The sequence below is a fragment of the Xanthomonas sp. D-36-1 genome (assembly GCF_017746155.1).
Lineage (GTDB): Bacteria > Pseudomonadota > Gammaproteobacteria > Xanthomonadales > Xanthomonadaceae > Xanthomonas > Xanthomonas cissicola.
This window is the reverse complement of the sequence record NZ_JAGHWR010000040.1, coordinates 1-22,391: the sequence shown is the minus strand read 5'-3', so window position 1 is coordinate 22,391 and position 22,391 is coordinate 1. Positions and strand designations below refer to the sequence as shown.

The 22,391-nt window shown below is 65.4% G+C and carries 19 protein-coding genes, 1 other RNA gene and 3 pseudogenes; 15 read left to right on the top strand and 8 right to left on the bottom strand.

Annotated elements, in window-relative coordinates; translation table 11 throughout:
- Window positions 1-219 precede the first annotated feature (219 nt).
- From J7367_RS12935 to J7367_RS12920, 4 genes are all read left to right on the top strand, one after another.
- Window positions 220-864 (top strand): SCP2 sterol-binding domain-containing protein, encoded by a 645-nt coding sequence (locus J7367_RS12935; protein WP_007966395.1) that lies wholly within the window; start codon window positions 220-222, stop codon window positions 862-864.
- A complete protein-coding gene (gene ubiB, locus J7367_RS12930) occupies window positions 861-2,534 on the top strand; it encodes a ubiquinone biosynthesis regulatory protein kinase UbiB (protein ID WP_057660095.1) in 1,674 nt (557 codons plus the stop codon). The genes J7367_RS12935 and ubiB overlap by 4 nt, the downstream gene beginning before the upstream one ends.
- A gap of 9 nt (window positions 2,535-2,543) precedes the next feature.
- Entirely contained in the window at window positions 2,544-3,047 is a 504-nt protein-coding gene (locus J7367_RS12925) for a cupin domain-containing protein (protein WP_057660093.1), read from the top strand.
- 251 nt (window positions 3,048-3,298) lie between these two features.
- Window positions 3,299-4,069 (top strand): pseudouridine synthase, encoded by a 771-nt coding sequence (locus tag J7367_RS12920; RefSeq protein ID WP_033481076.1) that lies wholly within the window; start codon window positions 3,299-3,301, stop codon window positions 4,067-4,069.
- A gap of 388 nt (window positions 4,070-4,457) precedes the next feature.
- Here J7367_RS12920 and J7367_RS12915 read toward each other — a convergent pair whose 3' ends face one another.
- Window positions 4,458-5,036, bottom strand: coding sequence for a DUF2059 domain-containing protein (locus tag J7367_RS12915; RefSeq protein WP_007966404.1), 579 nt, complete (start codon window positions 5,034-5,036; stop codon window positions 4,458-4,460).
- A gap of 56 nt (window positions 5,037-5,092) precedes the next feature.
- On the opposite strand from J7367_RS12915, the gene arfB reads away from it, so the two are divergent.
- The 4 genes from arfB (at window position 5,093) to dcp (ending at window position 9,539) form a co-directional block, all read left to right on the top strand.
- Window positions 5,093-5,524 carry an alternative ribosome rescue aminoacyl-tRNA hydrolase ArfB gene (gene arfB, locus J7367_RS12910; protein ID WP_005912264.1) on the top strand — a complete coding sequence of 144 codons (432 nt, stop codon included), beginning with the start codon at window positions 5,093-5,095 and terminating at the stop codon, window positions 5,522-5,524.
- 2 nt (window positions 5,525-5,526) lie between these two features.
- Window positions 5,527-6,156 carry a lysophosphatidylcholine acyltransferase gene (locus J7367_RS12905; protein ID WP_005912266.1) on the top strand — a complete coding sequence of 210 codons (630 nt, stop codon included), beginning with the start codon at window positions 5,527-5,529 and terminating at the stop codon, window positions 6,154-6,156.
- An 89-nt stretch (window positions 6,157-6,245) separates the two neighbouring features.
- The gene (locus J7367_RS12900; protein WP_057660090.1) at window positions 6,246-7,262 is read left to right on the top strand and encodes an isoaspartyl peptidase/L-asparaginase; all 1,017 of its coding nucleotides are present in this window, start codon (window positions 6,246-6,248) and stop codon (window positions 7,260-7,262) included.
- 108 nt (window positions 7,263-7,370) lie between these two features.
- Complete coding sequence (gene dcp / locus J7367_RS12895; RefSeq protein ID WP_057660088.1) at window positions 7,371-9,539, top strand: peptidyl-dipeptidase Dcp; 2,169 nt, start codon at window positions 7,371-7,373, stop codon at window positions 9,537-9,539.
- A 254-nt stretch (window positions 9,540-9,793) separates the two neighbouring features.
- Here the strand turns inward: dcp and J7367_RS12890 are convergent, their stop codons facing one another.
- A complete protein-coding gene (locus tag J7367_RS12890) occupies window positions 9,794-10,717 on the bottom strand; it encodes an oxidoreductase (protein ID WP_057660086.1) in 924 nt (307 codons plus the stop codon).
- Window positions 10,714-11,754 carry an MBL fold metallo-hydrolase gene (locus J7367_RS12885; RefSeq protein WP_209028935.1) on the bottom strand — a complete coding sequence of 347 codons (1,041 nt, stop codon included), beginning with the start codon at window positions 11,752-11,754 and terminating at the stop codon, window positions 10,714-10,716. Before J7367_RS12885 ends, J7367_RS12890 begins: the two co-directional genes overlap by 4 nt.
- On the opposite strand from J7367_RS12885, the pseudogene J7367_RS12880 reads away from it, so the two are divergent.
- Both J7367_RS12880 and J7367_RS12875 read left to right on the top strand, forming a co-directional pair.
- Window positions 11,753-11,984, top strand: a pseudogene (locus J7367_RS12880) (hypothetical protein). The gene J7367_RS12885 and the pseudogene J7367_RS12880 overlap by 2 nt on opposite strands.
- A gap of 9 nt (window positions 11,985-11,993) precedes the next feature.
- Window positions 11,994-12,626, top strand: a complete 633-nt coding sequence (locus tag J7367_RS12875) for a TetR/AcrR family transcriptional regulator (protein WP_007966410.1) — start codon at window positions 11,994-11,996, stop codon at window positions 12,624-12,626.
- Between the two features lie 33 nt (window positions 12,627-12,659).
- Here J7367_RS12875 and J7367_RS12870 read toward each other — a convergent pair.
- From J7367_RS12870 to J7367_RS12850, 5 genes are all read right to left on the bottom strand, one after another.
- Window positions 12,660-12,735: non-coding RNA, sX9 sRNA (locus tag J7367_RS12870), on the bottom strand.
- 62 nt (window positions 12,736-12,797) lie between these two features.
- A complete protein-coding gene (locus J7367_RS12865; RefSeq protein WP_057660082.1) occupies window positions 12,798-13,142 on the bottom strand; it encodes a VOC family protein in 345 nt (114 codons plus the stop codon).
- 68 nt (window positions 13,143-13,210) lie between these two features.
- Window positions 13,211-13,939, bottom strand: coding sequence for a helix-turn-helix domain-containing protein (locus J7367_RS12860; RefSeq protein ID WP_057660108.1), 729 nt, complete (start codon window positions 13,937-13,939; stop codon window positions 13,211-13,213).
- Between the two features lie 147 nt (window positions 13,940-14,086).
- Window positions 14,087-15,346, bottom strand: a complete 1,260-nt coding sequence (locus tag J7367_RS12855; RefSeq protein WP_022557926.1) for a cation:proton antiporter — start codon at window positions 15,344-15,346, stop codon at window positions 14,087-14,089.
- Window positions 15,347-15,691: 345 nt separating this feature from the next.
- A complete protein-coding gene (locus tag J7367_RS12850; protein WP_057660107.1) occupies window positions 15,692-16,648 on the bottom strand; it encodes a LysR family transcriptional regulator in 957 nt (318 codons plus the stop codon).
- Window positions 16,649-16,766: 118 nt separating this feature from the next.
- Here J7367_RS12850 and aceB point away from each other — a divergent pair, with 118 nt between their 5' ends.
- The 5 genes and pseudogenes from aceB to J7367_RS12825 form a co-directional block, all read left to right on the top strand.
- Window positions 16,767-18,383, top strand: coding sequence for a malate synthase A (gene aceB / locus J7367_RS12845; protein ID WP_057660106.1), 1,617 nt, complete (start codon window positions 16,767-16,769; stop codon window positions 18,381-18,383).
- 167 nt (window positions 18,384-18,550) lie between these two features.
- Window positions 18,551-19,846 carry an isocitrate lyase gene (aceA, locus tag J7367_RS12840; RefSeq protein WP_057660080.1) on the top strand — a complete coding sequence of 432 codons (1,296 nt, stop codon included), beginning with the start codon at window positions 18,551-18,553 and terminating at the stop codon, window positions 19,844-19,846.
- Window positions 19,847-20,144: 298 nt separating this feature from the next.
- The gene (locus J7367_RS12835; protein WP_007974969.1) at window positions 20,145-21,203 is read left to right on the top strand and encodes a GGDEF domain-containing protein; all 1,059 of its coding nucleotides are present in this window, start codon (window positions 20,145-20,147) and stop codon (window positions 21,201-21,203) included.
- A 3-nt stretch (window positions 21,204-21,206) separates the two neighbouring features.
- Window positions 21,207-22,142 (top strand): annotated as a pseudogene (locus J7367_RS12830) (putative peptide modification system cyclase); the annotation flags it as partial.
- 63 nt (window positions 22,143-22,205) lie between these two features.
- Window positions 22,206-22,391: pseudogene (locus J7367_RS12825) on the top strand (IS5/IS1182 family transposase); the annotation flags it as partial.

The window sequence follows — 22,391 nt, the reverse complement described above, 5'->3', positions numbered from 1 at the left end:
ATTCGAAGTGGACAGGATGCCTGTGGCGTATGCGCTGAAGGAAGTCTTGCTGCAGCCAGCCATGGCAAACAACGCCGGCGTGCCCAATGCGCCTGTCAATGCCCTACCTTGCCCGGCGACGCACCCTTGCAACGACCGCACGATCGCCACACCGGCAGCCGGCACACGTGCACGCCGCCGTCAGGCAGCTGCGACATGCAGGGGCGGTAGAATGCGCCCATGCCCGGATCACTCTTCAATTCCCTCAAGCCGCTCGCCGGCCAGGCCCTGCAGGCAGCGCTCAACCGTGCGCTGGCGCTGGACCCGGATACCCGCGACGCCCTGCTGCCGCTGGAAGGCCAGCGCATCGCGCTGACCCTGGAGGCGCCCGCGCTGGCCCTGCAGATTCGCGTGCACGAGCGCCGGTTGCTGGTCGGCCCGGTCGATCAGGCACAGGAACCCGACCTGGCGGTGCGCAGCAGCCTGGCCGGCTTGCTCGGGCAACTGCCGCTGCTGGCCAACGCACGTCGCACCGGCGCGCCGGCCGGTCGGCTCAAGGTTTCCGGCGATGCCGAACTGGCGCGCCAGCTGCAGCAACTGGCTGGCCGCTTCGACCCGGATTGGCAGTTGCCGTTCGTTTCGGTGTTCGGCGACATTCTGGGCGTGCAGATTGCCGGTGCGGTGCGCGCAGCGCTGCAGCAGGCACGGCGCAGTGCAGTGGATCTGGCGCAGAGCGCAGCCGAATTCGTCACCGAAGAATCGCGCGATGTGGTGCCGCGCGCCGAGCTTGAGGCTTTCCACGACGACGTGGACGAACTACGCGATGACGTCGAACGGCTGGCCGCGCGCGTGAGCCGCCTGCGCACGAACGGAGGCGCGGCATGAAGGCGATCCTGCGGGCAAGCCGCATCGGCCGGGTGATCCTGCGCTACCGCCTGGACGCCTTGCTGGAAGGCGCCCCGGCCGAGCGCTGGCTGCGTTTGGCCAAACCCTTCGTGCCGCGTGCCAGCGCCGAAATCGCCGCGCAATCGCGCGGTGCGCGGCTGCGCCTGGCGCTGCAGGAGCTGGGGCCGATCTTCGTCAAGTTCGGGCAGATTCTGTCCACCCGACGCGATCTGATTCCGGCCGACGTGGCCGAGGAACTCACCTTGCTGCAGGACCGGGTCAAGCCATTCGATGGCCAGGCCGCGCGTCTGATCGTCGAAGCCGCACTCGGCCTGCCGGTGAGCGTGGCGTTTGCAAGTTTCGATACCGTGCCGCTGGCCTCGGCGTCCATTGCGCAGGTGCATGCAGCCACGTTGCCGCCCGATGCCAACGGCGTGCGCCGCGAAGTGGTGGTCAAGGTGCTGCGCCCGGAGATCGAGCGCCAGATCGATGCCGATATCGCGTTGCTGCACTCGCTGGCCACCCTGGTCGAGCGCACCCACCCGCGTGCGGACAAGATCCGGCCGCGCGAAGTGGTGGCCGAGATCGAAGGCACGCTGGCCGCCGAACTGGATCTGCAGCGCGAAGGCGCCAACGCCAGCGTGTTGCGCCGGTTCTGGGAAGGCTCGGACGATCTGTACGTGCCGGAAGTGATCTGGTCGCACACCGCCGAGCGCGCGCTCACGCTGGAGCGCGTGTACGGCATTCCGTCCGACGACATCGCCAAGCTCGACGCGGCCGGCATCGATCGCAAGGCGCTCGCGGCCAAGGGCGTGCGCGTGTTCTACACCCAGGTATTTCGCGACAACTTCTTCCACGCCGATGCGCACGCCGGCAACATCTGGGTCGATTCGGATCCGGAACGCCGGCTCAATCCGCGCTTCATCGCGCTGGATTTCGGCATCATGGGCCAGCTCTCGCAGGAAGATCAGTACTACCTGGCCGAGAACTTCATGGCGATCTTCCACAAGGATTACCGCCGCATGGCCGAGTTGCACGTGGAGGCTGGCTGGATGCCCAGCAACGTGCGCATCGACGAACTGGAAGCGGCAGCGCGCTCGGTGTGCGAGCCGTATTTCACCCGCCCGCTATCGGAGATTTCACTGGCGCAGGTGCTGATCAAATTGTTCCGCGTGGCGCAGCGCTATGAGTTGACGTTGCAGCCGCAGCTGATCCTGCTGCAGAAAACGCTACTCAATATCGAAGGCGTGGGCCGGCAGCTCGACCCCAGGCTGGATATCTGGGCGGTGGCGCGACCGGTGCTCGAACGCATCCTGCGCGAGCGTTACAGCCCGCGCCGTGTGCTGCGCGAACTGGGCAAGCGTTTGCCGGAGATCATGACCCATGCGCCGGACATGCCGCGGCTGGTGCACAGCTGGCTGAAGCAGCAGGTGGAAGGCCGCCATCAGATCGGCATCCGCTCGCCCGAACTGCTTGCCCTGGACCTGAGCCTGCGCAAGCTGCAAACCCGCGTGGTGACCGCCATCACCGGCAGCGGGTTACTGGTGGTTGCAGCCGTGCTGTACGGCCTACATCCGGATGGCTGGTACCTGGGCACGGTGCCGGTGTGGAGCTGGATCAGCGGCGGCGCCGGTTCGGCCGCGCTGCTGGTCGCCTGGTTGCGGCGATAGGAGACGACCATGCCCGACGCAACCGATGCCGTGGACGCAAGCACACCGGTTGCCGCGATTGCTGCGCTGGACGCCCCACCGCGCACGCAACATTCCAGCTATCCGCCGGTGTTCGCCGCGCAGATGGGCGGCCGCCAGAAGCGCGCACTGGGCGAGGTGTTCGGGCTGCGCAACTTCGGCGTCAACCTGACCACGCTGGCGCCGGATGCGCGCTCGGCGCTGCGGCACGGGCATTCGCAGCAGGACGAATTCGTCTACATCGTCAGCGGCGCGCCCAGCCTGATCACCAACGCCGGCGAGCAATTGCTGCAGCCGGGCATGTGCGTTGGCTTCCGCGCCGGTGATGGCGATACGCATTGCCTGATCAATCGCAGCGAGGCGGTGGTGACGTACCTGGAAGTGGGTGACCGCAGCCCCGGCGATTGCGTGACCTATCCGGACGATGACCTGATGCTGGTCCCGATGGCGGATGGGCAGCGCGCGTACCGGCACAAGGACGGCACGCCCTACTGAGCGCGCGGCTGGTAGTCCATCTGTTGGCGTTGAACGATGCAACACGCCGCGCTACGTGCATCGCCCGCGCTGACGCTGGCGTGGTTCGGTCGCGTGAGATGCGAAGCAGCCACCCACACAGCGGGCAGGCATCAGCTGCGTGGTAGCACGCAGCAACCGCACCGTACGAGCGGTGCGGGCCGCAGCCGTGGCCGTGCGCGTGGCCTGGCAACGCACAGTCGTTTGTTCGCTGCCGGCAGCGCGGCGATGCAGTGGCATGCGGTGTCGGCGATGCGGATAATCGGCCGGTGAGCATATCCCCCAAACAGTTGCAGATCCTCTACCAGGACGATGTCCTGGCCGTCGTCGACAAACCCGCCGGCCTAATGGTCCATGACAGCAAGCTGGCGCGTGGAGAGGACGACTTCCTGGCCGACCGCCTGCGCGAGCAGCTGGGCAAGCCGATCTTTTTGGTGCACCGGCTCGACCGCGCCACCAGCGGCTGCCTGCTGTTGGCCTTCGATCGCGACAGCGCCAGTGCGCTGGGCAAGGCCTTGATGGCCGGCGAGGTGGAGAAACAGTACCTCACCGTCTGTCGCGGCTGGCCGGCCGAGGAGCGCTTCATCGTCGACCATGACCTGGACGGCGGTCCGGGCAAGCCGGTCAAGAAGCCGGCAGTGACGCATTTCCAGCGTCTGGCCACCGGCGAGCTGGAGATTCCTTCCACCGGGTTCACCACCTCGCGCTACGCACTGCTGCGCTGTCAGCCGCAGACCGGCCGCTTCCGGCAGATTCGCCGGCATATGAAGCATCTGTCGCATCACATGATCGGCGACACCAGCCACGGCGACGGCCGCCACAACCGCAGTTTCCGCATGCTCGGCATCCACCGCATGTTGCTGCACGCCGAACGCCTGGAATTTCCGCATCCGGCCGATGGCAGGCGCATCGGCGTCACCGCGCCGCTGGATGTCGAATTTTCCAAGGCCTGCGCGTTGTTTGGGTGGGAGATGGCGGGGTTGGGACTCATGCAGACGGCGTGATGTGGTGTGCCTGGTTCGCAGATCGAGATGTTCATTCAGTCTGCTAGACATCTGCGCCAGCGTCCCCTCACCCCAACTCCTCTCCGCGGGCAGGAGAGGGGGTTGAGTGCGCGGGCGGGAGAGGCGCTCGAGCGCGACGCCCAATGCTCGCCTGCCCGTGCTGCTTCCTTCCCCCGCTTGCGGGGGAAGGTGCCCGAAGGGCGGATGGGGGCGTGCTTGTCACAGGCGCTCCCCCGCGGGGAGAAGGACGCATCGCGTTCTTCCGTCACCGAAAAGGTAACGCACCGCCGTCACCAGCAACGCAATCCAATCCCACACCCGCCTGCACTCGCACCCACCCCCGTCGCAGCGATCACGCGGTTCCCACTCCCAATCTCGATCCCGCCTCTCAGGGCTTCTTGGCCGGCGCAGGTTCGTTGACGATCTTCTCCAGATCCTTCTGCAGGTCGGCAAACAGCGGCAGCATCCTTTGCTGGATGGCGCCCATCAGGTTCTGGGTCAGGGCGGGAGTCTTGTCGAGCAGGCTTTGGCCGGCCGAGCTCTCGTAGAACTCGGCCATGGCCAGCACGTCCTCGCGCGAGAACGAGCGCTTGTAGATATCCACATACATCGGCCGCAGTTCCGACCACGACAGCGCCTTGCGCACGGTCTGGCGGGTACGTTCCTGGATGCGCTGCAGCTGCGCCTGTTGGTCGGCGTCGAGCTGGCGCTGTGCGGTGAGCTGTGCGAATTGCTGCTGCTGCATCGCTTCGATCTGCGGCAGCATCGTATCCAGCATGGTCTGCGCCCGCGAAGCGGCCAGCAGGCGGTTGATGTCGGCATCGCTGGGCGCTTGCGCCCACGCGGCCGGGGCGGCCACGGCCAGCAGGGCCGACAGCAGCAGCCGGCGGGCAAGGGCGCGCGCGGCAGCGAGCGAACAAGTAGGTGTCATCGGAGCATCCTGCAAACGGGGGACCGGCCGCAGCATACGGGAAGCCGGCGTTCGCGCGCGCGTCCACGCCGCTGCCGATACAATCGGCGCTCATGGCCAGCGACCCGATCCAGATCACCCCCAGCCTGACGATTCCGCCCAGCGAACTCGTCGAGCGCTTCGTGCGTGCCAGCGGCGCGGGCGGGCAGAACGTCAACAAGGTGTCCACCGCGGTGGAGCTGCGTTTCGACGTGGCGGGGTCGCCGTCGCTGCCCGAGCCGTTGCGGGCGCGGTTGCTGTCGCGACGCGACCGCCGCATGACTGCCGACGGCGTGCTGGTGATCGACGCGCAACGCTTCCGGACCCAGGACCGCAACCGCGACGATGCGCGCGAGCGACTGGTCGAAATCATCAGTGCGTGCCTGTCGGTGCCCAAGCGCCGGGTCGCCACCAAACCGAGTCATGGTGCCAAGCTGCGGCGGCTGGATGCCAAGCGGGAACGCAGCCAAATCAAGCGTGGACGCTCGGCGTCCCACTGGGAGTAAGCGTGAGTCAAGCCGACCCGTCGTTGCCACCGGTAACACAGGCCAACATCCTGCTGCAGCCATCTCCGCCCCGGATGCCGCGCGCGCATGGCCGCTTCATCCGCTGGCTGGGCCGTACCGCCTTGCGCGTGACCGGCTGGCGCCTGCTCGGGCGGCTGCCCGACGAGCCCAAGCTGGTCATGATCGTGGCCCCGCATTCGTCCAACTGGGACGGGTTTGTGGGATTTGCGGCCAAGTTCGCGCTCGGCTTCGACGTGCGCGTGCTCGGCAAATCGCAGTTGTTCTGGTGGCCGCTGGGTCCGCTGTTGCGCAGGCTCGGCGCCATCCCGCTGGACCGCAGCTCGCCGCAGGGCACCATTGGCCAGGCGGTGCGATTGATCCGCAACTCCGAGCAGATGTGGTACGTGATCACACCCGAAGGCACACGCAAGCGCGTGGAGAACTGGAAGGCCGGCTTCTGGAAGATCGCCTCCGATTCCAAGGTGCCGATCCTGCCGGTGTATTTCGACTACCCCAGCAAGACCGTGGGCATCGGCGAGCCGTTCTGGACCGGTAACGACATGGCCGCCGATATCGCCGCCATTCGCACCTGGTACCGGCCATGGCGTGGCAAGCATCGCGATACGTTGTGAATGGTGTGGCGCGCGGTTGAAGGATGGCCGGCGTTGCTTGGTAAATCCGGTCCGCCTGACGTGAAACATTCACTCCATCAAGGAACTTCATGATCGCTAAGTCCGCACGCGCGTTATGCCTGTCGCTCTCTCTGCTGCTCATCGCCGGCCCTGTGCTTGCAGCCACGCCGATGCTGGTCATCCACGGTGGCGCGGGCGTGGAGAAATCCAGCCTTTCCAGGGACGAGCAGGCGCAGGCGCGCGAGGCGATGCAACGCGCACTGCGTGCCGGGCACGCGGTGCTGCAACATGGCGGCAGTGCAGTGGATGCAGTGGCCGCCACCATCACCGTGCTGGAGGATGCGCCGCAGTTAAACGCGGGCCGCGGTGCGGTGTTCACCCATGACGGCAAGAACGAACTGGATGCGGCCATCATGGATGGCGCCAGCGGCAAGGCCGGTGCGATTGCCGGCGTGCACACGGTCAAGAACCCGATCCTGCTGGCACGCAGCGTGATGGACCGCTCCAAGCACGTGATGCTGGTCGGCGACGGCGCTGAAGCGTTCGCGCGCGAGCAGGGCATCACCCTGGTGGACCCGGGCTATTTCCGCACCGACAAGCGCTGGCAGCAGCTGCAGAAAGCGCTCAAGGCCGAGGCCGGCGACCGCCAGGCGCAGGCCGAGCTGGATCTGGAGACCGCCAAGCATTTCGGCACCGTCGGCGCGCTGGCGCTGGACCGCGACGGCCATCTGGCTGCCGGTACCTCCACCGGCGGCATGACCAACAAGCGCTATGGCCGGGTCGGCGATGCGCCGATCATCGGGGCCGGCACCTATGCCAACAGCCAATGCGCGGTGTCCGGCACCGGCTGGGGCGAGTTCTACATCCGCGCCGTCGCTGCCTACGACATCTGTGCGCGCATGAAATACGCCGGGCAATCGCTGCAGCAGGCCGCCGAGACCGTGATCGACCAGCAGATCCCGAAGGCCGGCGGGGACGGCGGCGCCATCGCGCTGGATGCACAGGGCAACCTGGCGTTTCCATTCACTACCGAGGGCATGTACCGCGGCTGGATCGGCGCCGACGGCACCGCGCATGTGGCGATTTTCAAGGACGAGACGTTGTAACGCCGCCATCCCCAACCGCGGCCTTCCACCCAATCCAACGGCACATGCCAGCGGTCGCGAAACCCGCTAGCGTGCCTGGCTGCACTACCCACTCAGGAATCACACGCCATGTCGCGTACCGTCGTTCTGGCCGCTGCCATCACCCTGGCACTGGCTGCTTGTTCTGGAAAAGAGTCGTCTGGCCAGGAGTCCACCACCGTGCCCGAGAAAACTGCCCCGGCTCCTGCCGCCGATGCTGCATCCAACCCCTTGCTGACCGCCAGCACGTTGCCGTTCCAGGCGCCGCCGTTCGACAAGATCCAGGACGCCGATTACCTGCCGGCGTTCGAAGAAGGCATGCGCCAGCATCTGGCCGACATCCGCAAGATCGCCGATAACCCGGAAGCGCCGACCTTCGACAACACCATCGAAGCGATGGAGCGCGGCGGCGAAACGCTCACGCGCGTGTCGCGCATCTTCTTCGGGCTGGTGCAGGCCGATACCAGCGACGCACGCCAGAAGATCCAGGAAGAGATCGCGCCCAAGCTGGCCGCGCATCAGGACGAGATCAATCTCGACCCCAAACTGTTCGCACGCGTCAAAACCATCTACGACCAGCGCGACACGCTGAATCTGGATCCGGAGCAGAAGCGTCTGGTCGAGCGCGACTACGAAGAGCTGGTACGCGCCGGCGCGCAGTTGTCCGATGCCGACAAGGACAGCCTGCGCAAGCTCAACGTGGAAGAAACCACCCTCTCCACGCAGTTCCATACCCGCCTGGTCGCCGCCTCGGCTGCCGGCGCGGTGGTGGTGGACGACAAGGCCAAGCTCGATGGCCTGAGCGAAGGCGATATCGCCGCCGCGGCCGATGCCGCCAAGGCCCGCAAGCTCGATGGCAAGTATCTGCTCACCCTGCAGAACACCACCCAGCAGCCGGTGCTGGCGTCGCTGAAAAATCGCGAGCTGCGTGCCGAGGTATTGAAGGCCTCTGAAACGCGCGCGGAAAAGGGCGATGCCAACGATACCCGCCAGACCATCCAGCGGCTGGCGCAGCTGCGCGCGCAAAAGGCCAAGTTGCTCGGCTTCGACAACTACGCCGCCTACAGCCTGGGCGACCAGATGGCCAAGACGCCAGATGCCGCGCTCAAGCTGCTGACCGACACCGTGCCGGCTGCCACTGCCAAGGCACGCCGCGAAGCGGCCGAGATGCAGAAGGTCATCGACGCGCAGAAAGGCGGCTTCAAACTCGCCGCCTCCGATTGGGACGTCTACGCCGAGCAGGTGCGCAAGGCCAAGTACGACCTGGACGAATCCCAGATCAAGCCGTATTTCGAACTGGACAACGTGCTGCAGAACGGCGTGTTCTACGCCGCCACGCAGCTATACGGCATCACGTTCAAGCAGCGCACCGACATCCCGACCTATCACGCCGATATGAAGGTGTACGAGGTGTTCGATGCCGACGGCACCTCGATGGCGCTGTTCTACACCGACTACTTCAAGCGCGACAGCAAGTCCGGTGGCGCGTGGATGGACGTGTTCGTCGAGCAGGACGGCCTGACCGGCGCCAAGCCGGTGGTCTACAACGTGTGCAACTTCACCAAGCCGGCCGCCGGCCAGCCGGCGTTGCTGAGCTTCGACGACGTCACCACCTTGTTCCATGAGTTCGGCCATGCGCTGCACGGCATGTTCTCCAAGGTGAAGTACCCCTCGATTGCCGGCACCAGCACTTCGCGCGACTTCGTGGAATTCCCCTCGCAGTTCAACGAGCACTGGGCGTCCGATCCGAAGGTCTTCGCCAACTACGCCAAGCACTACCAGACCGGCGCAGCGATGCCGGCCGAGCTGGTGGAAAAGATCAAGAAGGCCAAGACCTTCAACAGCGGCTACGCCACCACTGAATACCTGTCGGCAGCGCTGCTGGATCTGGCCTGGCATACCCAGCCGGCCGATGCGCCGCTGCAGGACGTGAGCAAGTTCGAAGCCGATGCCTTGAAGCGCTTCAAGGTGGATCTGGCCGAAGTGCCGCCGCGCTACCGCAGCAGTTATTTCGATCACATCTGGGGCGGCGGTTATTCGGCCGGGTACTACGCGTACTTCTGGTCGGAAGTGCTCGACGACGATGCGTTCGAATGGTTCAAGGACAACGGTGGCCTGACCCGCAAGAACGGCGATACCTTCCGCGCCAAGATCCTCTCGCGCGGCAATACTGTCGATCTGGCCACGTTGTATCGCGATTTCCGCGGCAAGGACCCCAGCGTCAAGGCGCTGCTGGAAAACCGTGGATTGACCGAGTAAGCGCCGCGCTGCGGCGACATGCTGCACGGGTATCGTGCATGCAGATCGAGACGGGGTGGCCATCGGCCATCCCGTTTTCGTTTGCGGACCTGGCAACCTTTCTCGCATTCGCGAGCATGCCGGATGCAGCGCAGGGCACCCTGTCAGGACGCCATCGCAACGTCTCCGAAAGTGCAGCCGCTGTGCTGGCTTCACTGGCTCAGCGCAGCGCAGAGACGATTACGCACTGCGTGGCTGGCGTCATCAGGGCGCGATTAGGACGCCACGCCCGTCAGCGCACACGCGGTATCCCACAAGCGTGCCGCCACCTGCTGGTCATGCGCCTGGTGGGCGATCTTGGCAGGCGCCGGATCGCCTTTCAGCTCGAACAGGCCGTTTGGTCCGTAATAGCCCCCGGCCTGTGCCTGCGGAGACGTCGCCGCATACAGCGTCGGTAGCGCGCCCGCGCTTGCCGAATGGCCGATGCAGCGGGTGAACAGCCCGGTGGCCACGCCGCTCGCGCTGCGTCGGCCTGCGCCGTCCGGCCCGTTGGCGATCAAGGCGGTCTGTGCGATTCCCGGGTGCGCGGCGATCGCACGCACGCCCCAGCCATGCGTGTTGCTGCGGCGCTGCAATTCCAGGCTGAACATCAGCATTGCCAGCTTGGATTGCCCATAGGCTTTCCACGGGCGGTATGAGCGTTCGCTCTGCAGATCGTCGAAATCGATGCGCGCCTGGCGATGCGCCAGGCTCGACAAGTTGACCACACGCGGTGCCGACGCAGCACGCAGCAAAGGAAGTACCTGCGCGGTCAGCGCAAAATGTCCCAGGTAGTTGCTGCCCAGTTGCAGCTCCATCCCGTCGGCGGTGGTTTGCCGTTGCGGGGGCGCCATCACGCCGGCGTTGTTGATCAGCAGATCCACCGCAGCATGGCGCGTGGCCAGCCGCTTGGCAAATGCGCGAACTGACGCCAAACGCGCCAGGTCCAGCGCCTCCACACATACCTCGGCCTCCGGATGGCGCGCAAGCAGCGCCCGGCGTGCCGCTTCGCCCTTGTCGGGGTTGCGTGCGGTCAGCACGACATGGGCACCGGCCAGGGCCAGCGCGGTTTCGTACCCCAGTCCGCCTGGACTGGCGCCGGTGACGATGGCCACTCGTCCCCGCTGCGATGGCAGATCGGCTAGCGTCCAGCCGTTCATGACGCAAGTACCAGAGTGTCGGGCAGCGTGCGCCACCAGCGTTGATCGGTGTCCGGGCGGTGCGCGTTCACCCGTTCGCCCATCTGCGGGATGGCCAGCGGAACGTTTGCGGCCGCCGCCAACGCGACGATGCGCTCGAACGGCTCGGACCAAGCATGCAAGGCCAGGTCGAAGGTGCCGTTGTGGATAGGCAACAAGGTATGCCCGCCGATGTCGAAGAAGGCCTGCAAGGTCTGCTCCGGCTGCATGTGCACGTGCGGCCACATGTGGTCGTAGGCGCCGTTTTCGATCAATGCGACATCGAAGGGCCCGAGCCGCTCGCCGATGGTCTTGAAGTGCGGGCCATAGCCGCCGCCGTCGCTGAAGAACAGGCGCAGGTCGCCTGCCTGGATCACCCACGAACACCACAGCCTGCGCCCGTTGTCGAACAGCCCGCGGCCGGAAAAATGTTGCGATGGGGTGGCGGTGAGCTGCAGGCCGGCGATGCTGATCGACTCCCACCAATCCAACTGCCGTACCTTGGCCGGGTCCACGCCCCAGCGCACCAGCAGGTCGCCCACGCCCAACGGGGCGACAAACACGCCGACACGGTCGGCCAGCGCGCGGATGGTGGCGCGGTCGAGATGGTCGTAGTGGTCATGCGACAGGATCACCCCGGCCAGCGGCGGCAGCGCGTCCAGCGCAATCGGTGCGGCGTGGAAGCGCTTGGGCCCGGCGAACGGCACCGGCGAGGCGCGTTTGGAAAATGCCGGGTCGGTCAGCCACAGCCCGCCCGCCAGCTTCATCAGCAGCGTGGAATGACCCAGCCGGTACAGGCTGCGATCCGGGGCGGCCAGCAGTTGCGCGCGTGTCAGCGGCTGCACCGGCAAGGGCGCGGCGGGCACCGTGGTGCGGGGCTTGCCGAACACCATGGCCCACATCAGGCCGAGCTGCTCGCGCAGGGTCATGACGGTGGTCGGCAACGGCATCGCATTACGGAAGCGGCCAGCGCGAAACTGTGGCGAATCGGCGTAGGGGGAAAGACGTGGGGGAGCCATGGGAAGTCCGAGCAAGACGTGGGAGAGCAGAAGAAGTACGAGCGATCAGGCAACGGCGATGCAGCAAGCACTCGGTACACCTGGCGTAAGGATCGGCATGGACGGGACGTACAGCCAGCTTCCTACACACCAACGGCGGCGGGATGACAACGGCGCATCACAGCAGCGCCAGGAGAGATTACACTGCACAGTGTAGTTTTATTTTCTTGAAAGTAAACTGCCAGGTGTAAAATCGGCAGATGTCGACCGCATCCTCCCCTCCGGCCAAGCCCCAGCGCCTGACCGATCGCAAACGCAACGCCATCGTCGAGGCCGCCATTGCCGAGTTCCGGCAGCACGGCTTCGAAGCGACCAGCATGGACCGTGTAGCCGCCACTGCCGGCGTTTCCAAACGCACGGTCTATAACCACTTCCCCAGCAAGGACGCCTTGTTCGGGGAGATTTTGCGCGGGCTGTGGCAACGCAGCGCCGAGGCGGTCAATCTGGCGTATCGGCCCGATCAACCGCTGCACCTGCAGTTGATCGCCCTGCTGCAACAGAAGCTGCGGCTGTTGGACGACCCGGCGTTCATCGATCTGTCGCGCGTGGCCATCGCCGAAGGCATCCACTCGCCGGCGCGCGCGCGCGAGTTGCTGTCGCAGCTGGGCAGCAAGGAAGAGGGCACCACCACCTGGCTGCGTGCCGCACTGGCCGACGGCCGGCTGGCAGGCGTGGAGCCGGAATTCGCCGCGCAGCAGTTGCAGGCGCTGGTGAAGGGCTTTGCGTTCTGGCCGCAGATCACCCTGGGCCAGCCGCCGCTGTCGCCGCAGCAACAGACGCAGGTGGCCGAATCGGCGGTGGCGATGTTCCTGGGGTTGTACGCGCGCAAGTGAGCGCGGGCAGCACGCTCACTGCGCTCTTGGAGCGGCAAACAAACGTAGCGAGCAGTCGTCGGGTGGGCGCAGCTAGCGCATCCAGAGGCGCAATGGACGAGTGGTACACGCCGATTCCGGGTACTGGCCGCGCTCGCCTGGCGGTGCGCGCAGGCGTTTTGGTGGCTGCTCTTAGTCCTTCGACCACACTGCAAAGGAATAACCATGCGGGTCGGAAACGTGAAAACGTCGCCCGCCCGGAAACGCGAACACCGGTTGGGTGATCTGCCCACCTGCCGCTTCGATGCGCGCCTGGCTGCGTGCCAGATCATCGGAGGCGAGCACCACCAGCGCGCCGCCCGGTTGCGGCGTGCCGTGAAAGAAACCGCCGCTCAGGCGGCCGTCGCGGAATTCGCAGTAGTCGGGGCCGTAGTCCTGAAACGTCCAGCCGAAGGCCTGCCCATAAAAGGCTTTGGCGACGGCGATCGAGTCGACGGCAAATTCCAGATAATCGATGCGGTGTTGCGTGTCGGTCATGGCGTGCTCCTGAGTAAGTGCACAGCATGCGGATGGCGCACGCCGGTGGCTTGGCGAAAACGGCCAACTCAGCGTGCGTGCTGCTGCACTAGTGCGCGCGGGCTCAGCCCGGTGAGCTGACGTGCATCGCGCACCAGATGCGGCGCATCGCCGTAGCCAGCGTGCAGCGCCGCCTCGGTCAAGTTGCGGTGCCCTCGCACGATCCGCAGGAAGCGCTGCAGGCGCAGGACGCGCTCCAGCGTCTTGCTGCCATAGCCGAACGCGTCCTGGCAGCGGCGGCGCAGCGAACGCTCGCTGATTCCCAACGCATCGGTCAATGCACTGAGCCGTGTCGGCGTGCCGACGGCCAGTTGTTCGAACAGCCAAGCCATCTGCGAATCGCGCGCTGCGGCGTGCTGTTGGCAGAGTGCCTGCAAGGTCTGTAACGGATCAGCGCCGTCTTCCAGGCGATGCTGCCACGTGCGGCCCTGCACGCCCCATAGCGTTTCCAGCGCGACGCGTTGGTCGGCAATGGCGTGTAACGGCAGCTGCAGCAGACCGGCCGCCACGCCCGCCGCCAGACGGACACCGGTCAGTGTCGTGCCTGCTGCCACCGATGCGGGATTGGCCATGCGATCCGGCCCGGCGACGAATACTTCGTTGCCATCCCAGATCAGATCGACGCTGCCATCGGGTAACACCAGCACCGGTTGCGGCGCGCGACTGCCCTGGCGAAATTGCCAACTGCACTGCAGCTGCGCGCGTAACGCAGGCGGCGCCGCGCTTTGGGCATAACACGACTCAGCTGGGTTGGACATGACGGCACCCTGCGTGGAAGCGGATGCGGGCGTGTGCAGCGCCGCAACGTCGAGCGCGCCGTGGTTCAACGCCATGCGCTCGGCCGCAGCTCAGCTGCATGCACGGTATCCGGCCTGACGCGGCACCGCAGCACCATCGCGCCCTCATCATTGAGGTGAGTTGCTTGCGGCCAGCGCATCGGCCGCAGCATGCCGTCTGCCCTGGAACCAGGCCACCATCGGCGAAGCCATCACCGTGGTCACCAGCGTCATGCCGAACAACAGCGTAAACAGATCCGGCCCGATCACGCCGCTATCCAGGCCGATCTTGATCACCACCAACTCCATCAGCCCGCGTGCGTTCATCAGCGAGCCCACGGTGAGACTGTCGCGCCATTGATGGCCGCTCAGGCGCGCACCCAGCGTGCAACCGAGCAACTTGCCGCTCACCGCCACGCCGATCACCAGTACAAGTCCGCTCAGGCCGGCGCCAGCGAACGCGCCAGGGCTGGTGGCTTGACCGGCAACGGCAAACAGCACCGGCATCAGCAAGGTGATGGCCAGCGGCTCGATGCGCCCGGCCAGATGCTCCAGCAGGCGGTCATCGCGCGGCAGGCAGATGCCGAACAGGAAGGCGCCAAAGATCGCATGCAGCCCGATCCACTCCGCCAGCGCGGCGCACGCCAGCAGACCGATCAATACCCATATCAGCGCGCTCGGTGCATACCGGCCGTCTTGCGCGCGGGAGCGCAGCAGGCGCGCATAGGCAGGCTTGAGTACACCGAACACGCCGGCGATCAGGGCCAACGCACCGATGGCAGTGAACGCCACGCCGCCATGCGCGTTGTTGCCGGTCAGGGTCAGCACGATCGCCAGGAAGATCCATACCGTGGCATCGTCGATCACGGCCGCGCCCAGCGCCAGGCGGCCGGCCGGCGTCCGGGTCATGTTGCGGTCCTTGAGGATGCGTGCCAGCACCGGAAACGCCGTCACTGACATCGCCGCGGCAATGAACAGCGCGAACGGCCAGAAGCTGACGCCTTGCGGTGCGAAGCGCAGGAACAGCCACGGCGCGGCAGCCAGCCCGAGCAGCAGCGGCAACACGATGCCGGAGACGCCCACCAGGATCGAAGCACGCACTTGCGCCTTGGTGCCTTCCGGCGCACGCAATTCCGCGCCGACCACGAACATGAAAAGCACCACGCCCATCGTGGCCAGGCCGGACAGCGGCGGCAGGGTCTTGGCGGCGAACAACGCCGTGTGCAGGTCGGGCAGCCAGGCACCGAATGCGATCGGACCGAGCAACAGCCCGGCCGCCATTTCGCCGATGACCGGCGGCTGCCCAATGCGTTGCAACAACGCACCGCACAGGCGCGCAGCGCCCAGGATCACCGCCAACTGCACCAGCAACAACGTGGTCGGATTCATCGCGTCAGCATTCCAGTGGTTGAGTCGGCTCAGCCCTCGCGTCCTGCAGGTCATCGGCCAGTTCCCCAGACCGACGGCACGGCGATGCGCGGTATGCGCTGGCTCCTAGTTTATGCGCGACGACGCGCTGCGCTCACGCTGGCGAGCGACACGCGCAGGCAGGCATTCTGATGTGAGGAACAGATGGTCGATGCGCGTCACGGCATCTTGTCGCGTTCGCTCGCATTGCTGCATGGCACATACGTCTAGCGCGCTTCATCGAGCGTCTTCCGGCGCATGCGCGTGATGGATGGCGTGACGCGTGCTCGCATTGCCAGGCGATAACGCTGGGCCTTATCGAACGACTCAACGTTCCGAATCGCCGCTCTCGTCATAGCCACGCGGGTTGAACAGATCCGGCTGGATCAGCTCGATAAACGCGCGGGCTTGCGGCGACAGATACTTGCCCTTGCGCACCACCACGCCGTAACTGCGGGTCGGGAAAAAATCCTTCAGCGAGCGCGTGGCCAGCTTGTCGCGGTCGGCTTCGGTGAGGCAGATCGCGGTGACGATGGAAATACCCATGCCCATTGCCACGTATTGCTTGATCACCTCCCAGCCGCCCACCTCCAGCGCCACGGTGTAGGGCACGCGGGCCTGCTGGAAGATCAGATCGACCAGGCGGTAGGTCACCTGCCGGCGCGGCGGCAGGATCAACGGATACGGCGACAGATCCTGCAGCGAGACCTCGGCCTTGCCAGCCAATGGATGGTCGGGCGGGGTGATCAGCAATTGCTCGAAACGATAGACCGGCGCGTAGTTGAGGTCGGCCGGCACGTCCAGCATCGAGCCGACCGCCAGATCCACCGCATCTTCGCGCAGCAGGTCGGTGCCATCGGCGCTGATGGCGTTGTGCAGGGTCAGCCGCACGTCCGGATGGCGCGCGCGGAAGTTGGCCACGATGCGCGGCAGCAGGTACAGGATGGTGGAGCTGTTGGCGGCGATATTGAGTTCGCCGGCATCGAGCCCGCGCACCTTCTCGCGAAAGCTCGCCTCCAAGCCATCCAGGCTTTCCACCAGCGGCTGCGCCATGTCGTACAGCAACTGGCCCTCGCGGCTGGGCGCCATGCGTCGCCCGGAGCGTTCGAACAACGGCACGCCCAGATCACGCTCCAGCGCCTGCAACTGCAATGTCACCGCCGGCTGGCTGACATAGAGCGCCTCAGCCGCACGTGAGACAGAGCCCAGACGTACTGTCTGGCAGAACGCGCGCAGCGGCTTGAGTCGATCAGATTTATAGGAAAATCGCGGGGTTGGCGCCATGATGTCGCGCTGCACGGGTCTAATATAAGCAAGGCTTATTTACAGCATTGATAAAACTGCTTTGTCAAATAGTTGCATCGGGCGCAGGGTGCAGGTCCGGATGCACAAGGACCTCCACATGGCTGCCACCGCGTTTGCTCCCCGCCCCACCGACCACGCCACGCCCGGCATTTCGCTGACCACCCAGATCGCCGGTCAGGCAGAGTTGCTGCCGGCCGCTGCGCTGGCCCTGCTGGTCTCGTTGCACCGGGCGATCGAGCCCGGCCGCCAACAGCGTCTGGCCCAGCGGCGCCAGCGCCAGGCCGCCTTCGATGCCGGTCAGCTGCCAGACTTCCGTAGCGACACCCAGGCCATCCGTACCGGCGATTGGCGCGTGGCCCCCCTGCCGGCGGCGCTGCAGGACCGTCGCGTCGAAATCACCGGCCCGACCGACCCGAAGATGGTCATCAACGCACTGAACTCCGGCGCCAAGGTGTTCATGGCCGACTTCGAAGATTCCACCGCGCCGACCTGGCGCAATCTGCTGGCCGGCCAGCGCACCCTGGCTGCGGCGGTGCGCGGCGATCTCAGCTTCGATGCGCCCAACGGCAAGCATTACGCCCTGCGCCCGGAGGCCGAACGTGCGGTGCTGATCGTGCGCCCGCGCGGCTGGCACCTGGACGAAAAGCACGTGCTGATCGACGGCCAGCCGCTGGCCGGCGGCCTGTTCGATGCGGCGTTATTTGCCTTCCACAATGGCCGTACGTTGCTGGCCAAGGACCGCGGCCCGTACCTGTATCTGCCCAAGCTGCAGAGCATGGAAGAAGCGGCACTGTGGGACACCGCGCTGGCACATATCGAAGCGATGCTGGGCCTGCCGCATGGGCAGATCAAGGTCACCGTGCTGATCGAAACGCTGCCGGCGGTGTTTGAGATGGACGAAATTCTCTACGCGCTGCGCGAGCGCATCGTTGGGCTCAATTGCGGGCGTTGGGACTACATTTTTTCCTACCTGAAAACCTTTCGTGCGCACCGCGACCGCGTGTTGCCCGAACGCGGCCAGGTCACCATGACCCAGCCATTCTTGAAGGCGTATTCGGAGCTGTTGATCAAGACCTGTCACCGCCGCGGCGCGCATGCGATGGGCGGCATGGCCGCGCAGATTCCGATCAGCCACGATGAAGCCGCCAACGAACAGGCCATGGCCCGCGTGCGCGCCGACAAGCTGCGCGAAGTGACCGCCGGCCACGATGGCACCTGGGTGGCGCACCCGGCGCTGATTCCGGTGGCGATGAAACTGTTCGACGAACACATGCCCACCGCGCATCAGCAGCATGTGTTGCGCAACGACGTGCAGGTGACGCGCGACCTGCTGATCGCGCCATCGCCGGGCAATGTCACCCGCGCCGGGTTCGAAGGCAATGTCGAAGTATGCGTGCGCTATCTGGCGGCCTGGCTGGACGGCAATGGCTGCGTGCCGATCCACCACCTGATGGAAGACGCCGCCACGGCCGAAATCAGCCGCGCGCAGCTGTGGCAATGGTTGCACCACGGTCAGCACCTGGATGATGGCACCGCCATCGATCAACACCTGCTGCAGGCGACCCTGCGCGCACTGCCCGCACGGTTGGGAACCGCCACCGCGCTGCCCGGCGCTGCACGGATCGATGAAGCGATCGCCTTGCTGGAAGAGCTCAGCGGCGCCGACGAACTGGCGGACTTCCTCACTGTACCGGCGTACCGCCTGATCGACTGATCACCAATTCGGCGAGGCCTCGCCCCGGCGTCGCGCAGCTTCCACTTAAACGCCTTCAACGCCCGTTGCGCACGCACGCGCAGCGACGGCCTCGCCATGCCGCCTGCCTTGGCATGCCCGCCATTCCTTCCTCGTTCCATCCGTCGTACTTCTCAGGAGAACGCAAGATGAGCACTACACTGCAAAGCGCCGAACAACTGCAGCAGGACTGGTCCAACAACTCGCGCTGGGCCGGCATCACCCGCAATTACAGCGCTGCCGATGTGGCGCGCCTGCGTGGCACCGTGCATGTCGAGCATTCGCTGGCACGCCTGGGTGCAGAAAAACTGTGGGATTCCCTGCATGCCACGCCGTTCGTCAATGCGCTGGGCGCGCTGACCGGCAACCAGGCCATGCAGCAGATCAAGGCCGGTTTGAAGGCGATTTACCTGAGCGGTTGGCAGGTTGCCGCCGATGCAAATCTGGCCGGGCAGATGTATCCGGATCAATCGCTATACCCGGCCGATTCGGTGCCGGCGGTGGTCAAGCGCATCAACAACACCTTGCTGCGCGCCGACCAGCTCCATCATGCCGAAGGCAACGATGCCATCGACTTCCTGCAGCCGATCGTGGCCGACGCCGAGGCCGGTTTCGGTGGCGTGCTCAACGCCTTCGAACTGATGAAGGCGATGATCGAAGCCGGTGCGGCCGGTGTGCACTTCGAAGACCAGCTGGCCTCGGTCAAGAAATGCGGCCATATGGGCGGCAAGGTGCTGGTGCCCACGCGTGAGGCGATCGAAAAATTGAATGCCGCGCGCCTGGCCGCCGATGTGCTGGGCGTGCCGACGGTGCTGATCGCGCGCACCGACGCCGAAGCCGCCGACCTGATCACCAGCGATGTGGATGCCAACGATCAACCGTTCACCACCGGCGAGCGTACGGTCGAAGGCTTCTTCAAGACCCGCAATGGCCTGGACCAGGCAATCAGCCGCGGCTTGGCCTATGCCCCGTACGCCGATATGATCTGGTGCGAAACCGGCAAGCCGGACCTGGAGTTTGCGCGTGCCTTCGCACAGGCCATCCATGCCAAGTTCCCCGGCAAATTGCTGGCCTACAACTGCTCGCCGAGTTTCAACTGGAAGAAGAATCTGGACGACGCCACTATTGCCAAATTCCAGACCGAACTGGCGAGCTATGGCTACAAGTTCCAGTTCATCACCCTGGCCGGTTTCCACGCGTTGAATCACAGCATGTTCCATCTGGCGCATGGCTATGCGCGCCGGCAGATGAGCGCATTCGTCGAATTGCAGCAGGCCGAGTTCGAAGCGGCGGAGATGGGATTCACCGCAGTCAAGCATCAGCGCGAGGTAGGCACCGGCTATTTCGATGCAGTGACGCAGGCGATCCAGCAGGGCCAGTCGTCCACGACCGCGTTGCGCGGCTCCACTGAAGAAGAGCAATTCCAAAGCGACAAGGCGGCCTGATTGCCGGCAGCACTGCAACGTCGGCAGATATAGATGAGGCAATGCAGTGACGCGGCAGCTGGGCGCTCAGTCGATGCAGCGGTCTCTATAGCAATGGACGACCAAGGCAAATTCAGCAGGCGCGACATTGCGCCACCCTGGGAGGGGGAGGGCTCGGAAAACCGAGCCCTTTTTTGCGCCCACTACCCGTCAATCTGTCTCTTTCTTCATGAGAATGAGTGTGACATGGTGCTGAACAAGGGGGTCCTGTAGGATTTGTCCATGGGCTAACGTCGCAGGCTGGCCTAAGGGAAAACCGATGACTTGCCACAACACCGCGGGCGCACTTGAGCCGACGGGGAATGTTGCCAAAACGCTCCCCGACGGGCTGCATGCGTTGATGACTGCCGAGGAACTGGCGTTTTTCGCCCGCTTCGGCCGTTTGCGTGAGGTGTCCGCGGGCCAGTCGCTGTTCGAGCGCGGTGCGGTGGGCACGCAGATGTACATCGTTGTCAGCGGCCAGATCGACCTGGATTTCGGTGAGGACCTGATGCTCAAGCATCTGGGCCCGGGAGAATTCTTCGGCGAGCTCGGCCTGCTGATCGGCGATCACGCGCGCAGCGCTGGCGCCAGCGCCTCCACCGACAGCCGTCTGATCGAGCTGGCACACGACGATTTCCAGCGCCTGGTCGACCAGGACCCCTCGATGGTGGCGCACTTCCTGCGCCGCTCCATCGTGCGGGTGGTCAACAACGAACAATTGCTGATCCGCCAGCTGCGCCGCCGCAATCACGATCTGGAAGCGGCGCTGGACAACCTCTACGTCACCTCGCACCAGCTCAACCACACCGAAGAACTGAGCCGTACCGACGAGCTCACCGGTTTGCACAACCGGCGCGGGCTGGCGTTGCACCTGCAGGAATGCCGGCGGGCCGGCCACGTGCCTGGTGTGGGCCTGATCCTGATCGACTGCGACCGCTTCAAGCGCATCAACGACCAGTTCGGTCATCTGGCAGGCGACCGCGTGTTGCAGAACGTGGCGCATGCCCTGCGTTCGGTGATCGCCGAAGGCGACCTGGCCTGCCGTCTCGGCGGCGACGAATTCTGCGTGCTCGTCGCCCAGGGCACCAGCGAGCTGGTGCACCACATCGGCGAATGCATCGTGCGGGCGGTGGAAGCGCGGCTGTGCAACGGCCAGGGCGAGCAAGGCTGCTCGGTCAGTGTGGGCTCGTGCATGATCGATGCGGACGCGGCGTGGAACGACTGGTACACGCTCGCCGACAGCGCCTTGTACGAGGCCAAGCGGCAGGGCGGCAATGTGCTGTGCATGCAGGAGACGCTGGCCCTGGATCAACCGCCTGCATCGGGTCACCGCTGAGCGATGAGCAGCCGCACCCACGCACGCAAGGACGCGTCGTCGGAAGCGCTCCAGGCGCCGCGGCTGCGCACCTTGCTATTGACCGATCTCTGCGATTCGACCGCGCTGGTCGAACGTATCGGCGACAACGCCGCGGCTGCTTTGTTCCGTGAGCACGACCGCCTGGTGGTCAAGCTGCAGCAGCACTGGCGCGGCCGCCTGATCGATCGTTCCGACGGGCTGCTGCTGTTCGATCGCCCCATCGATGGCCTGGGTTTCGCGCTGGATTACGCGCGCGGGCTCAAGACCATGGGCGATGCGCATGCGCATGCGCATGCGCATGCGCTCACGCTCTGCGCACGCCAGGGCCTGCATGTGGGCGAAGTGCTGACCTGGCGCAATAGCGACGAAGCGATCAGCATCGGTGCCAAGCCGCTGGAAGTCGAAGGGCTGGCCAAGCCCACCGCCGCACGCCTGATGTCGATGGCACGGCCCGGGCAGATTTTGCTCTCGGCAGTGGCCGAGTCGTTGACCCATCGCGCCGCACGCGAGCTCGGCGACCGCGCCGACCGGTTATTGTGGAAATCGCACGGGCGCTGGCGCTTCAAGGGCATGCCGACTGCGATGGAGATCTACGAAGTCGGCGAAGTCGGCCTGACTCCCCTGCGCATGCCGAAGAATTCGGCAAAGGCCTGGCGCGACGTGCCGCTTTGGCGCAGGCCGGCCGCGCTGGTGGCCGAGGTGGGGGTGGTGTTTGGAATTGGGTTTGCAGTCTGGCTCTTCGCACGGCCGCAACCAGCGCTCGCGTTTGCAGAACGCGACTGGGTGGTTGTCGGAACGGTCCGCAACCTTACCAATGACGTGATGCTGGACGGAGCACTCGATCAAGCATTTCGGATCAGCCTGGAGCAGTCGCGATACGTCAACGTTCTCAGTGAAGACAGAACACTGAAACTCTTAGGGAAGGTCTGATCAACTCACCGCAGATGCGCGACACTATCGCCTTATGTAGAGGATTCATCCATGCAGCTGACGTTCGGTGACGCTGAGGGCTTGGGCAAGCGTAAGCAGACCCGGCGCGAGATCTTTCTTGCCGAGATGGAGCAGGTTGTTCCGTGGCAGCAACTGCTTGCCCTGATCGCGCCGCACTATCCAGTGTCGGGGCGGCCAGGTCGGCAGCCGTACGCACTGGCGACGATGTTGCGGATT

Excerpts from the sequence above, each read along its gene's own strand:
- J7367_RS12850 (WP_057660107.1), bottom strand. The coding sequence starts at position 16,648 with ATGGCGCCAACCCCGCGATTTTCCTATAAATCTGATCGACTCAAGCCG.
- J7367_RS12875 (WP_007966410.1), top strand. The coding sequence starts at position 11,994 with ATGTCGACCGCATCCTCCCCTCCGGCCAAGCCCCAGCGCCTGACCGAT.
- J7367_RS12885 (WP_209028935.1), bottom strand. The coding sequence starts at position 11,754 with ATGGCTCCCCCACGTCTTTCCCCCTACGCCGATTCGCCACAGTTTCGC.
- J7367_RS12915 (WP_007966404.1), bottom strand. The coding sequence starts at position 5,036 with ATGCTGCGGCCGGTCCCCCGTTTGCAGGATGCTCCGATGACACCTACT.
- arfB (WP_005912264.1), top strand. The coding sequence starts at position 5,093 with ATGGCCAGCGACCCGATCCAGATCACCCCCAGCCTGACGATTCCGCCC.
- J7367_RS12890 (WP_057660086.1), bottom strand. The coding sequence starts at position 10,717 with ATGAACGGCTGGACGCTAGCCGATCTGCCATCGCAGCGGGGACGAGTG.
- ubiB (WP_057660095.1), top strand. The coding sequence starts at position 861 with ATGAAGGCGATCCTGCGGGCAAGCCGCATCGGCCGGGTGATCCTGCGC.
- J7367_RS12860 (WP_057660108.1), bottom strand. The coding sequence starts at position 13,939 with ATGTCCAACCCAGCTGAGTCGTGTTATGCCCAAAGCGCGGCGCCGCCT.
- aceA (WP_057660080.1), top strand. The coding sequence starts at position 18,551 with ATGAGCACTACACTGCAAAGCGCCGAACAACTGCAGCAGGACTGGTCC.
- J7367_RS12900 (WP_057660090.1), top strand. The coding sequence starts at position 6,246 with ATGATCGCTAAGTCCGCACGCGCGTTATGCCTGTCGCTCTCTCTGCTG.
- J7367_RS12925 (WP_057660093.1), top strand. The coding sequence starts at position 2,544 with ATGCCCGACGCAACCGATGCCGTGGACGCAAGCACACCGGTTGCCGCG.
- dcp (WP_057660088.1), top strand. The coding sequence starts at position 7,371 with ATGTCGCGTACCGTCGTTCTGGCCGCTGCCATCACCCTGGCACTGGCT.
- J7367_RS12865 (WP_057660082.1), bottom strand. The coding sequence starts at position 13,142 with ATGACCGACACGCAACACCGCATCGATTATCTGGAATTTGCCGTCGAC.
- J7367_RS12935 (WP_007966395.1), top strand. The coding sequence starts at position 220 with ATGCCCGGATCACTCTTCAATTCCCTCAAGCCGCTCGCCGGCCAGGCC.
- J7367_RS12855 (WP_022557926.1), bottom strand. The coding sequence starts at position 15,346 with ATGAATCCGACCACGTTGTTGCTGGTGCAGTTGGCGGTGATCCTGGGC.
- J7367_RS12835 (WP_007974969.1), top strand. The coding sequence starts at position 20,145 with ATGACTTGCCACAACACCGCGGGCGCACTTGAGCCGACGGGGAATGTT.
- aceB (WP_057660106.1), top strand. The coding sequence starts at position 16,767 with ATGGCTGCCACCGCGTTTGCTCCCCGCCCCACCGACCACGCCACGCCC.